At 68.2% G+C, this 14772-nt stretch carries 8 protein-coding genes and 1 pseudogene; 5 read left to right on the plus strand and 4 right to left on the minus strand.

Going from position 1 to position 14772, the window contains the following annotated elements:
* Positions 1 to 131 precede the first annotated feature (131 nt).
* Entirely contained in the window at positions 132 to 1859 is a 1728-nt protein-coding gene (locus E3N94_RS06130; RefSeq protein ID WP_134343146.1) for an L-lactate permease, read from the plus strand.
* A 74-nt stretch (positions 1860 to 1933) separates the two neighbouring features.
* Positions 1934 to 4768, plus strand: a complete 2835-nt coding sequence (locus E3N94_RS06135) for an FAD-binding and (Fe-S)-binding domain-containing protein (protein WP_134343158.1) — start codon at positions 1934 to 1936, stop codon at positions 4766 to 4768.
* Positions 4769 to 4894: 126 nt separating this feature from the next.
* On the opposite strand, the gene treZ is transcribed toward E3N94_RS06135, so the two are convergent.
* Genes treZ through glgX form a run of 3 tightly spaced genes read right to left on the minus strand, consistent with a single transcriptional unit; the run spans position 4895 to position 11248 of the window.
* Positions 4895 to 6667: a malto-oligosyltrehalose trehalohydrolase gene (gene treZ / locus E3N94_RS06140; protein ID WP_134415438.1), complete on the minus strand. Its 1773-nt coding sequence runs from the start codon at positions 6665 to 6667 to the stop codon at positions 4895 to 4897.
* Entirely contained in the window at positions 6657 to 9047 is a 2391-nt protein-coding gene (gene treY, locus E3N94_RS06145; RefSeq protein WP_134569960.1) for a malto-oligosyltrehalose synthase, read from the minus strand. The genes treZ and treY overlap by 11 nt, the downstream gene beginning before the upstream one ends.
* Positions 9044 to 11248, minus strand: a complete 2205-nt coding sequence (gene glgX / locus E3N94_RS06150) for a glycogen debranching protein GlgX (RefSeq protein WP_134569961.1) — start codon at positions 11246 to 11248, stop codon at positions 9044 to 9046. Before glgX ends, treY begins: the two co-directional genes overlap by 4 nt.
* Positions 11249 to 11605: 357 nt before the next feature.
* Here glgX and E3N94_RS06155 point away from each other — a divergent pair, with 357 nt between their 5' ends.
* Entirely contained in the window at positions 11606 to 11800 is a 195-nt protein-coding gene (locus E3N94_RS06155; RefSeq protein WP_134569962.1) for a hypothetical protein, read from the plus strand.
* Positions 11801 to 11950: 150 nt separating this feature from the next.
* On the opposite strand, the gene E3N94_RS06160 is transcribed toward E3N94_RS06155, so the two are convergent.
* On the minus strand, positions 11951 to 13012 hold the full coding sequence (locus E3N94_RS06160) for an LLM class flavin-dependent oxidoreductase (protein WP_104103447.1): 1062 nt from the start codon (positions 13010 to 13012) through the stop codon (positions 11951 to 11953).
* A gap of 212 nt (positions 13013 to 13224) precedes the next feature.
* On the opposite strand from E3N94_RS06160, the gene E3N94_RS06165 reads away from it, so the two are divergent.
* Positions 13225 to 13605 (plus strand): hypothetical protein, encoded by a 381-nt coding sequence (locus E3N94_RS06165; RefSeq protein WP_104103444.1) that lies wholly within the window; start codon positions 13225 to 13227, stop codon positions 13603 to 13605.
* Between the two features lie 159 nt (positions 13606 to 13764).
* Positions 13765 to 14514, plus strand: a pseudogene (nrdD, locus tag E3N94_RS17135) (anaerobic ribonucleoside-triphosphate reductase); the annotation flags it as partial.
* Positions 14515 to 14772: the final 258 nt, after the last annotated feature.

A 14772-nucleotide genomic window follows, 5' to 3' on the forward strand; every position in this document is an offset into this window, starting at 1 on the left:
ACCTGCCTTTCCTAAATTGTGTTCTCATCTTGACAGACAAAAACACAATATATATTGACTTACTTGCATACTTGCTATACAACTGATGAAGTGTCACGACGGCGTGACCACGACCTCAGTGTGGAGACCCAATCTTTCAACAGATACTCGATCCGATTCTTGGATCCCTCGTCCTGTCGGCCATCTGCGCCGCATTGCCGCTGATTCTCCTGTTCGTCCTTCTCGGCGTGTTCCGGGTCAAGGCGCACAAGGCGGCTCTGGTCAGCCTGCTCCTCTCGGTCGTGCTCGCCGTCGTCGGCTGGCAGATGCCGGTCGGCCAAGCGCTGAGCGCCACGGCCGCCGGCGTCTTCTACGGCCTCTTCCCGATTCTCTGGATTCTGGTCAACGCGTTGTGGATCTACAAGCTCACCGTGGCCACCCCCTGGTTCGAGGTGCTGGGCCGCACCATCCGCTCCATCTCCAACGACCTGCGTATCCTGGCCATCCTGATCGCCTTCTGCTTCGGCGCACTACTCGAGTCCCTCGCCGGATTCGGCGCCCCGGTTGCCATTTCCGCCGCCATGCTGATGGCCGCGGGCATGAAACCCCTCAAATCCGCCATGGTGTCGCTGCTGGCCAACACGGCCCCGGTGGCGTTCGGTGCCATGGCCGCCCCGATCATCGCCCTCAACGGCGTCACCGGCCTGCCGATCCAGGACCTCGCGTCGATGGCCGGCCGCCAGACGCCGTTCATCGCCGTGATCGTTCCGCTGATCCTCGTTTTCATCGTCGACGGCAAGCGCGGCGTCAAGCAGACCTGGCCGGTGGCCGTGGTCGCCGGACTCGTCTTCGGACTGGCCCAGTTCGTCACCGCCAACTTCTTCGCCGTCGAGCTGACGGATGTCGTGGCCGCCGTCGCCACCGTGGCCGCCGTCCTGGTCATGCTGCGCTTCTGGCAGCCGGCCGAATCCATGGGACTGAACGACGACGTCGAACTGTCCGGTGCCGAGAACCTGGTGAGCACGACCGTGGGCGCCGCGGTCCCCGCATCCGCCATGCGCAGCACCCCCACCACCGCGCTCAAGTCGGCGCGACGCTCTGCCGACAGCCCTGACCTGAACGACAACACCCGCCCGGAACCGCGCCAGGTGTGGAAGGCCATCGCCCCGTACCTGATCATCATGGGCATCTTCTCGATCGCGCAGATCCCGGCCATCAAGGCCTGGCTCAGCGTCGTGGGCAGCGTCACCTTCGCCTGGCCCGGACTGAACGTGACCGACGCCGCCGGCGACCCGGTTCCGGCCACGATGTTCAAGCTCGACCACTTCAAGGCCACCGGCACCCTGCTGCTTTTCTCCGGCCTGCTCACCATGGCGCTCTACAGGGTCTCGTTCCGCCAGGGCCTCAAGATCTACGGCGACACCCTCGTGCAGCTGCGCTGGACCATCGTCACCGTTACCGCCGTGCTCGCCCTCTCGTTCGTGATGAACCTGTCCGGCCAGACCGCCTCCCTCGGCGCCTACCTGGCCACCGCCGGCGTATTCTTCGCCGTGATCTCCCCCCTGATCGGATGGATCGGCGTGGCCCTGACCGGCTCCGACACCTCGTCCAACGCGCTCTTCGGGCAGCTGCAGGTCACCGCCGCCAACGCGACCGGCCTGTCGCCTGTGCTGATGGCCGCCGCCAACTCGTCGGCCGGTGTGCTCGGCAAGATGCTCTCGCTGCAGAACCTGGCCGTGGCGGCCGCCGCCGTCGGCCTGGTGGGTGCGGAGAGCCTGCTCTTCCGCAAGCTCGTCGGATGGAGCCTGGGGCTCCTCGTGCTGATCACGGTCCTGATCGTGCTGCAGTCCACCCCGGTCCTCGGCTGGATGGTGCCGTAATGGCCCGCCGCGGCACGGTGGTCACCCCCTCGGCGACCGTCTCCGGTCCCACAGCGGTGCCTGCATCCGCCGGGATGCTGGGTGCCCTCCGCGCCGCGGTGTCCGACCCGGCCCAGGTGAAGACCCGGGCGATCGACCTGCACGCCAACGCCCACGACGCCTCGCACTTCCTGCTGGTGCCGCAGGCGGTCGTCGTGGCCGCCAACGCGGACGAGGTCGGCAAGCTGCTGCGCGCCAGTCGGGCGCAGGGTGTGCCGCTCACGTTCCGCTCCGGCGGTACCAGCCTGAGCGGCCAGGCACTCACCGACGGCGTGCTCGTCGACGTGCGCCGCAACTTCAAACAGATCGAGGTGCAGGACAACGGCGCCCGGGTGCGGGTTCAGCCCGGCGTCACCGTGCGCGCCCTGAACGCCCGCCTGGCGCAGTACGGCCGCAAATTCGGCCCGGACCCGGCGAGCGAATCCGCCTGCACCATCGGCGGCGTCGTGGCCAACAACTCCTCCGGTATGGCCTGCGGCACCGTCGACAACGCCTACCAGACCCTGGAATCGATCACGGTGGTGCTGCCCAGCGGCACCGTCGTCGACACCGGGGCGGCGGATGCCGACGCGCGCCTCCGCGCCCTCGAACCCGAGCTGCACGAGGGCCTGCTGCGCCTCGCCAAGCGGGTTGCCGGCAACCCGGCCTCCGTCTCGACCATCCGTCACCAGTTCTCGATGAAAAACACCATGGGCTACGGCCTGAACTCCCTGCTGGACTTCGACCGGCCCGTCGACATCCTGGCGCACCTGATCGTGGGCAGCGAGGGCACCCTCGGGTTCGTCGCGGAGGCGGTCTTCCGCACCGTCCCGCGGCCGACCCACACGGTCACCGGCCTGCTGGTCTTCCCGGACCTGGAGACCGCCAACGCGGCCCTGCCTGCCCTGGTGGGCACCGGGGCGGCCACCCTGGAGCTGATGGACGCCCTGTCGCTCAAGGTCGGCCAGGGCCTGGACGACGTACCCCCGGTCGTGCGCGACCTCGCGGTGCGCGACCACGCCGCCCTCCTGATGGAGTACCAGACCGACAACCCCGAATCGCTGCAGGAGCTCCAGCGCGCGGGCCTGACCATTATGCCGGGGCTCGGGCTCAGCGCCCCGGTGAAGTTCAGCGCGGACTCTGCGACCCGTGCCCAGCTGTGGCATCTGCGGAAGGGGCTCTATGCATCCGTCGCCGGCGCCCGCCCGCAGGGCACCACGGCGCTGCTCGAGGACGTCGTCGTGCCGGTGGCCGCGCTCGGCCGCACCTGCGTGGAGCTGATCCGTCTGTTCGACAAGTACAGCTACCGCAACAGCGTGATCTTCGGCCATGCCAAGGACGGCAACATCCACTTCATGCTCACCGACGGGTTCACCGGCACAACCGAGCTAGAGCGCTACAGCGCCTTCACCGAGGACATGGTGGACCTGGTGCTCGGCGAGGGCGGCTCGCTCAAGGCCGAGCACGGCACCGGCCGGGTGATGGCTCCGTATGTGCGGCGCCAGTACGGCGACGAGCTCTACGAAGTCATGCGGCAGCTCAAGGTGCTGTTCGACCCCGCCGGGATGCTCAACCCCGGCGTGCTGATGAATGACGACCCTGAGGTTCACCTTCGTGACATCAAGCTGGTGCCGCCCGTCGCCGAGGTGGTCGACAGCTGCGTCTCCTGCGGCTACTGCGAACCCGTCTGCCCCAGCCGGGATCTGACCCTGACCCCCCGCCAGCGCATCGTCACCCTGCGCGCCATCGAACAGGCCCGCCGGAGCGGCGACCTGGCTCTGGCCGCCGAGCTGGAGAAGGACTTCGTCTACGACGGCGTGGAGACCTGCGCGGTCGACGGCATGTGCCAGACCGCCTGCCCGGTCAACATCAACACCGGCACCATGATGAAGCAGATCCGGCGCGGCGAGACCGGACCGCTGATCAACGGCGTCTGGAACACCGCGGCCAAGAACTGGGGCGCGGTCACCCGCGGCGCCGGGCTTGCCCTCACTGTGGTGCGCAAGATCCCGGCCCCGGTACTGATGGTGCCCAACAAGCTCGGCCGAGCCGTGCTCGGCACCGACACGCTGCCGCTCTACTCGAGCGAGCTGCCTGGCGGCGGCGGCGGACGCTCCCGCCCGGTGCCGGCCCTGGCGCCGGAAGCCGTCTACTTCCCGGCCTGCGTGCAGACCATGTTCGGTCCGGCCACCGCGGGCACGCCCGGGGTGCAGGTCAGCTTCGAGCAGCTCTGCGACCGGGCCGGCATCACCCTCGTCGTGCCCGCGGGCATCGACGGGCTCTGCTGCGGCACGCCGTGGTCGTCGAAGGGGCTGAAGACCGGCGAAGCGACCATGCGGGCCAAAACCCTCGCGGCGCTGCGCACGGCGACCCGGAACGGCGAGCTCGCCATCATCTGCGACGCCTCCTCCTGCACCGAGGGGCTGCGGACGACCATCGAGGGTGACCAGAACGAGCCGCGCCTGCGGGTGGTCGACGCCGTGCAGTTCGCGGCCGAACGCATCCTGCCGTCACTGCCCGAGTACCAGAAGATCGATTCGCTCGCGCTGCACCCCACGTGTTCTTCCACCCGGATGGGCATCAACGACTCCCTGCAGACCCTGGCCGGCGGGGTGGCCGAGAGGGTGCAGGTGCCGGATAACTGGGGCTGCTGCGGCTTCGCCGGGGACCGCGGCATGCTGCATCCCGAGCTGACAGAATCCGCCACCCGGGCGCAGGCGGCCGATGTCGCGACGATGGACGCCACGGCATTCGCGTCGTGCAACCGCACCTGTGAGCTCGGGCTGACCCGGGCCACCGGCAAGGAATACCGCCACGTGCTCGAGCTGCTGGAAGAGGTGACGCGGCCCGACGCCGACGATCCGGACGCCGCCGCATCCCACCTGGCATAGTCGGGCGCCGTCTGAGCTCTGCCCACTCGCGGCGCAGGTTGGAGAAACTGGCGCACGGTGTAACGTGCGCCAGTTTCCGTAGGGTGCGCCGCGAGGCACGAGGCCCCGAGGACCGTTGACTGCGGGCTAGTCGGAGGCGCCGAACACGGCGACGGAGTGCGGTGCGAGGGTGACCGCGGTGGGCGTGCGAGACTGGACCGCGTCGCCGACGGCGGCGAAGGATGCCAGTAGCGCCGGGGCATCCGTCGGCACGTCACGAGCCTCCGTGCCCAGGTTGACCAGGATTTCGGTGTCGCCGCGGCAGAGCCGCAGCCACCGCTCGTTATCGTCGACGTCGACCGCGACCCGGCCGAAGCGCGGGTCCGTGATGTCCGGACGGGAACGCCGCAGCCAGCCCAGAGCCCGGTAGAAATCGAGCAGGCGCGCGTGGGCCGGTTGGGACACCTCAGCCCAGTCCAGCACCGACCGCTCGAACGTGGCCGGGTCCTGCGGGTCGGGCACCACGGCCGGGTCCCAGCCCATGCGCGCGAACTCGCCGATCCGGCCCGTGCGGACGGCCTCGCCGAGTTCGGGTTCCGGATGCGACGTGAAGAACTGCCAGGGTGTGCTCGCCCCCCACTCCTCGCCCATGAACAGCATGGGCGTGAACGGGCCGAGCAGGGTCAGGGTGGCGGCGATCGCCAGCTGCCCGGAGTCGAGGGTCGCACTGAGGCGGTCGCCCGTGGCCCGGTTGCCGATCTGGTCGTGGTTCTGGTTGTTGACGACGAGGCGCCAGGCCGGCATCCGTGCGGTGTCGATCGGCCGACCGTGGGTGCGCCCGCGGAAGCTGGAGAAGGTGCCGTCGTGGAAGAACCCGTGGGTGAGCACCTTCGCGAGGGCGCTGAGCGGCTCGAAGTCGGCGTAGTAGCCGGTGGTCTCGCCGGTGACCGCCACGTGCACGGCGTGGTGGAAGTCGTCGCTCCACTGGCCGGTGAGCCCGTAGCCGCCGGCGTCCCGCGGCGTGATCAGACGCGGGTCGTTGAGGTCCGATTCGGCGATCAGGGTGAGCGGACGCCCGCGGGTGGCGCTCAACACATCGACGTCGGCGGCGAGTTCCTCGAGCAGGTGCAGGGCGTGGTCGTCCCGCAGGGCGTGCACCGCATCCAGCCTGAGTCCGTCGACGTGGTAGTCGCCCAGCCACATCAGGGCGTTGTCGATGATGTAGCGGCGCACCGGGTCGGAGTCGGCGCCGTCGAGGTTGAGAGAGGAGCCCCAGCCCGTGTCGCCCCTCTCGTTCAGGTACGGACCGAACTGCGGCAGGTAGTTGCCGCTCGGGCCGAGGTGGTTGTAGACCACGTCCTGGATGACGCCGATTCCGGCCTGGTGACAGGCGTCCACGAACCGTTGGTAGGCAGCCGGTCCGCCGTAGCCCTCGTGCACGGCGTACCAGAGCACCCCGTCGTAGCCCCAGTTGTGGGTGCCGTTGAAGGCATTGACCGGGAGCAGCTCCACGAAGTCGACGCCGATCGAGGCCAGGTGGGCCAGTCGGCCCGCCGCGGCGTCGAGGGTGCCCTCCGTGGTAAAGGTGCCGAGGTGCAGCTCATAGATCGTGCTGCCGGCCAGCTGGCGGCCGGTCCAGGCGCTGTCCTGCCAGACGTGCGCGCCGGGATCGAACGTGCGGCTCTTCGCGTGCACGCCGTTCGGCTGGTGCCGGGAGCAGGGGTCGGGGAAGGGCCCCTGACCGTCGATCAAAAAGCCGTAGTCGACGGGCTGATCGGCACGGCCCTCGGCGGGCTCGGTCAGCGGACGGGGTGCGTGCCACCATCCGTCGCCCCGCGGGGTCATCGGCACGGTCTGGTCGGCGAGTTCGACCGCCAGGGCCGATGCGTTGGGAGCCCAGACTTTGAATTCAGCGGGCATGGTCGGCACCTTCCAGGTCGGTCGTGCGGGTCGGGTCGGCGTCGTCGGCCGGCACCAGCAGGGCCACCGGGTAGCGCCCCAGTAGGGCGGCCACGCTGACGGATGCGCCGGGGTGGCGTTCCCCGGTCAGCAGATCGACGACCGGCCCGCCGGCCAAGACCACGATCGTATCTCCCCAGCCGCCCTCGGCCGCGAGCCCGAGCGGCAGCCGGGTGGCGATGGTGACCGCGCCGCCGCGGTCGAAAGCGATCACGTGGTCGGCGGCGGCGCCGAACGCGGGGACCGGACTGTGCCGGTAGAAACGTTCGGGCTGGTCGCGGCGCAGCCGGAGGGCGCGCGTGGTGACCAGAAGTTTCGCGGCGCCGGTCTCGTCGACGGGCGGCAGCCAGCCGGCCTGCACCCGGGCCAGGTAGCCGCGCCGCAGGTCGTAGTCGACCGGGCGGCGGTTGTCGGGGTCGACGAGGGAGGTGTCCCATAGCTCGCTGCCCTGGTAGACGTCGGGCACTCCGGGGGCCGTCAGCTGCACGAGCTTGTTCGAGAGCGCGTTGCTCCAGCCCGCCTGGCGCACCCGGTCGACGAACGCGGTGAGCGTCTGCGTGACTGCCGGGTCGTTGAAGGAGGCGGTCACGAGGCCGCGCATCGCCGTCTCGAACTCCGCGTTCTGGCTGGTCCAGGTGGTCGACGTTCCGGCTTCCCGAGCCGCCTTCTCCGCGTAGGCGATGAGGCGTTCCGGTGTGGCCGGCCACGATCCGACGATGGCCTGCCAGAGCAGGTTCTCGAACGGGGCGTCGCCGAGGGGCGCGGTCGCGCGCAGGGTGCGCAGGGTGCTCTCCCATTCGGCCGGGATCTCGGCCAGCACCGAGATCCGGGCGCGCACATCCTCACTGCGCTTGGTATCGTGGGTGGAAAGGGTCGTCAACGAGGCCGGGAAGGTGGCCTGACGGGTCTGCTGGCGACGGTGGAACTCGGCCAAGTCGACCGCGAACTCCCCCGGGTCGGCGCCGACCTCGTTCAGCGAGGTGAGCCGGCTGAAGCGGTAGTACGCGGTGTCCTCGACACCCTTGGCCATCACCATGCCCGAGGTCTGCTGGAAGCGCACGGCCAGCGGATGCCCCGGGTCGCCGAGCAACGGAAGCAGAGCCTCGATCGCGGGGCCGAGGTCGGGCCGGTGGCGAGCCGCCTCGACGCCAGCGTGGCGCAGCTCGTCGGTGCCCACCGGGAGGTAGGAGCGGTAGACCGGGAAGCAGGCCAGGAGTTCGGCCAGGGCGTCGACCGTGGTCAGTTCGGTGGTGGCGTCGCCGCCGGGGACCAGTCGGGCCAGGCGCACGACCTCGGCCTGGAGGGTGCGGTCCGCGATGACGCGCTTCCGCGCGTGCACCAGGTCGGCCCAGTCCGCCGGCGGCGCGTCACCGGTCAGCGCCGCGGCCTCGGCCTGCAGCCGGGCCTCGAGTGCGTCGAGCGCGCCCTGCCCGGCCGGGTCGACGAGCAGCCGGTCGAAGTCGGCGAGGGCGTCGTACCCGGTCGTGCCGGCGGTGGCCCAGCTGGTCGGCAGCTGTTCGTCACCCTCGAGGATCTTCTCGACGAGCACGTAGGCTCCGTCGGTGGCATCCCGCAACCGGTCGAGGTAGCCGCCCGGGTCGGCGAGACCGTCGGGGTGGTCGACCCGCAGCCCGTGCACGAGGCCGTCCTGCACCCAGCGCACGATCTCCCGGTGGGATTCGTCGAAGACCCACGGCACCTCGACCCGGAGGCCGGCCAGCGTGTTCACGGAGAAGAACCGACGGTAGTTCAGCTGCGCGTCCGCGCGGCGCCAGTTGACGAGTTCGTAGTGCTGCCGGGCGTGCACGACGCGGGCGTCCGCGCCGCCGTCGGCGCTGCCCGGGGCGAGCGGGAACCGGTTGTCGTAGTATTGCAGCTCGTCGCCGACCACCTGGAGGCGGTCGAGTTCACTCATTCCGTCCGCGTCGTCGCCGAGCACGGGCAGCAGGATTCGGTCGCCGTTCGCGGCCCAGTCCACGTCGAAGGCCTCCGCGTAGCGCGAGGCGGGGCCGTGCTGGAGCAGGTTCCACCACCAGAGGTTACGGTGCGGGGTCGCGACGCCCATGTGGTTGGGCACGATGTCCACCAAGATGCCGCGCCCGGCATCCGTCGCGGCCGCCGCCAAGCGGGTGAGCGCCTCGGCTCCGCCCCGCACCGGGTCGATGCGTGAGTGGTCGACGACGTCGTAGCCGTGGTCGGAGCCCTCTTCCGCAGCGAGCAGCGGGGACAGGTAGAGCCAGTCCGCTCCCAACTCGGTCAGGTAGTCGAGCACCCCTTCCGCGGCCGCCAGGTCGAACGCGGCCGTGATCTGCAGACGGTAGGTGGTGAGCGGAATTTTCACGGCTGGACCAGGTGCGCCGGGTCGATCACGGGGATCGTCCCCGTCATCAGCCCGGCCAGGGAGGCCGCGACGGAGTGGTCCGGCGTGGTTTCCGGAGCGTGATACGCCCGCAGCACGACGAGGGAACGCGACGTCACCGTGTGCAGGGACCCGGCGGGCCGCGGAATCGCGTCGGCGCCTTCGCCCGCCGTGTCGACGACGATCTCCCACGCCGGGGCGTATTCGGCCGAGGGCAGGGTGAACTCGATATCCTCGGCGTCTGCGTTGAAGCAGACCAGGAAATTCACGTCGGTCACCATTTGGCCACGGACGTCGCGCTCCCGGATGCCGTCGCCGCTGAGGAACATGGCGACCGTGCGCGTGAGGTGCTCGTCCCAGTCCTGGGGCTGCATTTCCTGCCCGTCGGGGGTCAGCCAGACAAGGTCGCTCATCGGGTCGCCCGCGGCGCGGTGACCGGGGTGGCCGTTGAAGAAGCTGCTGCGGCGGAACGTCGGGTGTTCGCGGCGCAGCCGGGAAACGGCAGCCGTGAACTCGATCAGCGGCTGGTCCGCCTCCGACCAGTGGATCCAGCTCAGTTCATTGTCCTGGGCGTAGGTGTTGTTGTTGCCGTTCTGCGTTCGGCCGAGCTCATCGCCGTGCAGGATCATCGGCACACCCTGCGACAGGAGCAGGGTGGCAACGTAGTTGCGTTGCTGCCGGGCCCGTAATGCCAGGACCTCCGGGTCATCCGTCGGCCCCTCGACCCCGGAGTTCCAGGACCGGTTGTGCGATTCGCCGTCCTGGCCGTTCTCGCCGTTGGCGTCGTTGTGCTTCTCGTTGTAAGAGACCAGGTCGGAGAGGCTGAACCCGTCGTGCGCGGTGACGAAGTTGATCGAGGCGACGGGGCGGCGGCCCGAGTGCTCGTAGAGGTCGGCGGAACCGGTGATTCGCGACGCGAACTCGCCCAGCGTCGACGGTTCGCCGCGCCAGAAGTCACGCACGGTGTCGCGGTACTTTCCGTTCCATTCCGTCCACTGAGCCGGGAAGTTGCCGACCTGGTACCCACCGGGGCCGACGTCCCACGGCTCGGCGATGAGCTTGACCTGGGACACCACCGGGTCCTGCTGCACCAGTTCAAAAAAGGTGGAGAGCTTGTCGACGTCGTAGAGGTCCCGGGCCAGAGCCGAGGCCAGGTCGAACCGGAAGCCGTCGACGTGCATCTCGAGAACCCAGTAGCGCAGCGAGTCCATGATCAGCTGCAGCGAGTGCGGGTGACGAACGTTCAGGGTGTTGCCGGTGCCCGTGTAGTCCATGTAGTACCGCTTGTCGTCGTCCATGAGCCGGTAGTACGCCTCATTGTCGATGCCCTTGAACGAGATCGTCGGGCCGAGGTGGTTGCCCTCCGCGGTGTGATTATAGACCACGTCGAGGATGACCTCGATACCAGCGTCGTGCAGAGAACGAACCATCCCCTTGAATTCCTGCACCTGGTTGCCAAGGTCACCGGAGGAGGAATACGCGTTGTGCGGGGCGAAGAACCCGATGGTGTTGTAACCCCAGTAGTTGTTCAGACCCTTTTCCTCGAGGGTGCCGTCGTTGACGAACTGGTGCACCGGCATCAGCTCGATCGCGGTCACGCCGAGTTTCTGCAGGTGGTCAATGACCGACGGATGCGCCACGCCGGCGTACGTGCCGCGCTGGCCCTCCGGTACCGCATCCTGCAGCTTGGTGAGGCCCTTCACGTGGGCCTCGTAGATCAGGGAGGCGCTGTAGGGCGTACGCAGGGGCCGGTCTCCCACCCAGTCGAAGAACGGGTTGACGACGACGCCGAGCATCATGTGCGGGGCGGAGTCCTCGTCGTTACGCGAATCCGGGTCACCGAAGTTGTAGGAGAACAGGGACTGGTCCCAGTCGATCGTGCCGCAGGTGGCCTTGGCATAGGGGTCGAGCAGGAGCTTGTTGGGGTTCGCCCTGCTGCCCGCGGCGGGGTTGTAGTCGCCGTGCACGCGGTAGCCGTAGCGCTGTCCCGGTTGGATCAGGGGCAGGTAGCAGTGCCAGATGAACGCGCTGGATTCGACCACGTCGATGCGGGTCTCCACGCCCTGTTCGTCGAAAAGGCAGAGCTCAACGCGGTGGGCGGCTCCGCTGAACAGGGCAAAGTTCGTGCCGCTGCCGTCGTACGTTGCTCCGAGCGGGTACGCAGTACCGGGCCAGGTTTCCAAAAGGGTGCTCCTCGTGCTACGGGTCTCGTGCTGTCGACACACCGACCGCGCCGGTATGCCCACAAGTACGCTACAGTCTGCCGGGCCCCGTCGACGCCCGATCCGTTTTCGCGGGTGACCGCTCTGGGTATCAAGCCGCTGTGAATGCGGTCGTGGTCTTCGCTCCGTCCCCGGTTCTCACGGTCACCGTCGAGGGCCGCGAGGACGCCACCGATGTGCCTCTGCACGCCGGTGGCCAGGGAGTTTTGCAGGCCCGGATGGTTCAGGCTCGCGGTGCGACGCCCCGGCCGAGGTACTGCGTACCTGCACGCTCGGCGTGGCGGCGAACGCGTACATCTCGCCGAGGCTCAGTGCGATGTGTTGTCCCGGCACGATCTCGACGAGCTCTACGACCTCACCCTCCGGGCCGGCCTGGGGACAGACGTCATCATCCTCAGCGCACTGGCCGGCGAAGACGTGGTGCCGGCGGATGTCTACCGCAGCCTCGAGCAGCTCGTCCCCGCCAGGTACGCCCTGCAGGAGGAGGGCGCCGGCACGGTGGCCGAGCTTTAGAGGCGGAGCACCGTGCCCGGTGTCGAACCAATTCGACGGAGATTTTGGCACAAGAGCGGGTTTCCGGAGTATTTCGAGCCGTACTGAGCAAAATCTCCGTCGAATCCGTTCCGTGCGCTGTGACGGGCCTCGTATTCTGGCGTTCCGCGATCACCCGCTCACGTCGTCGGCGCGGTCGGCAGCCACCAGCTCGCGCACGAGCGGTGCCACCTCAGTGCCGTAAAGCTCGATGCTGGTCATCAGCTTCTCGTGGGAGAGCGTGCCGAGGCTGTATTTGAGGTCGAAGCGGGCGAGCCCCAGCCTCACCGCCGTGGCGGCGATCTTCGTGGCCACGGTCTCGGGTGAGCCCACGAACAGGGCGCCGTCCGGGCCGGCGTCGTGTTCGAAGCGCTCCCGGGTGACCGGACCCCAACCGCGCTCGCGGCCGATCCGGTCCTGCATGGCGGCATAGTGCGGCCACATTTCCTCGCGCGCCCGGGCATCCGTCACGGCCACATATCCCGGGGAGTGCTCGCCGATCGGGCGGGTCGGCTTCTCGAACTGGGCCAGCGCACGGTGATAGAGCTGAACCAGTGGCACGAAGGCCAGCGGCGAGCCGCCGATGATGGCCAGCATCAGCGGCAGGCCGTAGTGCGCGGCGCGCACGACGGACTGGGGGCTGCCGCCCACGCCGATCCAGGTAGTGAGGGATCCGGATTCGGTGGGCGGGAACACCCGCTGGTTACGCAGGCCGGCACGGGTTTCGCCCGACCAGGTGATGGGCTCCTCCTTGAGCAACTCGGTGAAGAGGTTGAGCTTTTCCTCGAACAGAAGCTCATATTGCTCCAGCTCCAGCCCGAAAAGCGGGAACGACTCGGTGAAGGAGCCGCGACCCAGGATGACCTCGGCGCGCCCGCTGGAGACCGCGTCGAGGGTGGAGAAGCGCTGGAAGACGCGCACCGGGTCGTCGGAGCTGAGAACGGTGACCGCCGACCCGAGACGGATGCTGGTGGTCTGTCCGGCGATCGCGGCCAGAACAACCTCGGGGGCGGAAACGGCGAAATCTTCCCGGTGGTGCTCACCGATCCCGAAAAAGTCCAGGCCGACCTGATCGGCCAGCACACCCTCGGCCACCACGTTGCGCAGCGTCGCCGCCTGGGACAACCGAGCCCCGAAGGCGTCAAAGGTAACGTCACCGAAGGTATCCAGCCCGAGTTCGAACTTCTTTTTCATCTGGTGCGTGCTCCTCGCCGTGGTCGGAACGTTCGACAAACTCTATGCAAATGCATTCAAAGGAAAAAACCGCGGCCGTCCCGAGAATATTCCGAGCCCGACCTGAGGTTCGGGGCGCTCCGCTAGGGATGGGGCCGCCGGCGAGCCGGCGCGAGGGGGCAGAATGGGGTCAGGCGCCACCATCCGGTCGCCCCGGCGACAGGAGATTTCCCATGACCGAACACGAACTCATTTCGCTCTGGACCCGGGCCCGCTGGCACATCATCGTGTCCCAGTTCGCTCCGACCTTCCTGCTCACGGCGCTCGTGGCCTTCCTGTCCCTCGGCCTTGCGGAGGCCGAGCTGAGCGTGCGCATCGCGGCCGCGGGCATCCTGCTGGCCTCAGGCATTCTCGGCGCGCTCGCTCAAATCGCGTCCGCGAACGAAGGGCTCGCCATCGTGGCTGACCTCCGCGCGCTGCCCGCGAGCAGCGCCCTCGGGCGCGGCGTCATCGCCTCCGCGCCGTGGATCAACGTCGTGCGCTTCCTGACCCCCACAGTCTTCGTGGTCGTCTATATCGCCATTTTGGCGGCCCTGTTCCGACCGTTCGCTTAGCCACTCACCACCACATGTCGTCAGTATCGGAATGTGGACCCCAAGATGTGGTGACGTTGAGGCACCGGGTGTGAGGTCGAATGCACAAACCCGAAATTTCGGTCCATCACGCGCACTGGCGCTAACGCTCCCTCCGACGCAGTGCGGATCCGTGCCGCCGTCTCCAGCGCCGAGATCGGCAAGGCGCACCGCGAGGGCGAGCTACACATCCACGAACTCGACATGCTGGCCGGCTATTGCGCCGGCTGGTCGCTCCGGGTGTTCCTCGACGAGGGACTGATTGGCTTTCTCGACAAGATCGAGTCCACTCCCCGAGGCATTTCTCCTCGGCCATCGCGCAGATCGTCAATTTCCTCGGCACCATGCAGAACGAGTGGACCGGAGCGCAGGAATGCAGCTCCTTCGACTCCTACAGGGCGCCGTTCACCAACCTCACGTTCGATTGGGTCTGCCCGGAGGACCTGCGCGAGCAGGTGACCGTGATCGGCGAGGTCGAGCAGGACTTCAACCACGGCAACCTGGCCGAGGAGATGGCCGTGATCAAGCGGGCGTCTATCGACGTGATGACCGCGGTGTTTGGCACTCCTTATTTCCAGAACTTCATTCCAGGAGACCACCGGAAACATGTACAACCTGGAGGCCACACCGGCGGCACCGTGCTGCACCTGTACATGTCGGAGAAGCTCTGCACGGCCGCGGCCTGCCGCGAGCTCGTCCAGCGCTCCCTGACGACGCACCGGCTGCCGTGCATCACGGTTACGCCGTCGTTCTCAATCTGCCCCCGACCACGGCTACCTGGCCGGCGAGCACCCGACCTGCACGGTCTGCGGCGGCGTCTGTGAGGTGTGGACCATCGTGATGGGCCACTTCCGCCCGGTCAATTCGTTCAGCATCGGCAAGAAGGGCGAGCGCGCACGATCTGCAGATCGCGGGACTTGTGGCACTGTCCACCTGCGACTGGCTGCTGGCTGCTGGCTGCTGGCTGCTGCCTGCTGGCCAAGCGTCACGGCCTGCTCGACGGCGTGGTCTTTTCGGGTGGGGAGCCCACCCGGCACGCACGACCGTCGACCCGATGATCATGCCCCCCCCCCCCCCCAGACATCAGGGGTCAGCGCCACGCTCACCGCCTTGGGCGTGCGGGAACACGTGCTGCAGACTGTGCGGGCC

This window comes from Cryobacterium sp. Sr3, assembly GCF_004402835.1.
Taxonomy (GTDB): Bacteria; Actinomycetota; Actinomycetes; order Actinomycetales; family Microbacteriaceae; genus Cryobacterium; species Cryobacterium sandaracinum.

Excerpts from the sequence above, each read along its gene's own strand:
- E3N94_RS06135 (WP_134343158.1), top strand. The coding sequence starts at position 1,934 with ATGCTGGGTGCCCTCCGCGCCGCGGTGTCCGACCCGGCCCAGGTGAAG.
- treZ (WP_134415438.1), bottom strand. The coding sequence starts at position 6,667 with ATGCCCGCTGAATTCAAAGTCTGGGCTCCCAACGCATCGGCCCTGGCG.
- E3N94_RS06160 (WP_104103447.1), bottom strand. The coding sequence starts at position 13,012 with ATGAAAAAGAAGTTCGAACTCGGGCTGGATACCTTCGGTGACGTTACC.
- E3N94_RS06165 (WP_104103444.1), top strand. The coding sequence starts at position 13,225 with ATGACCGAACACGAACTCATTTCGCTCTGGACCCGGGCCCGCTGGCAC.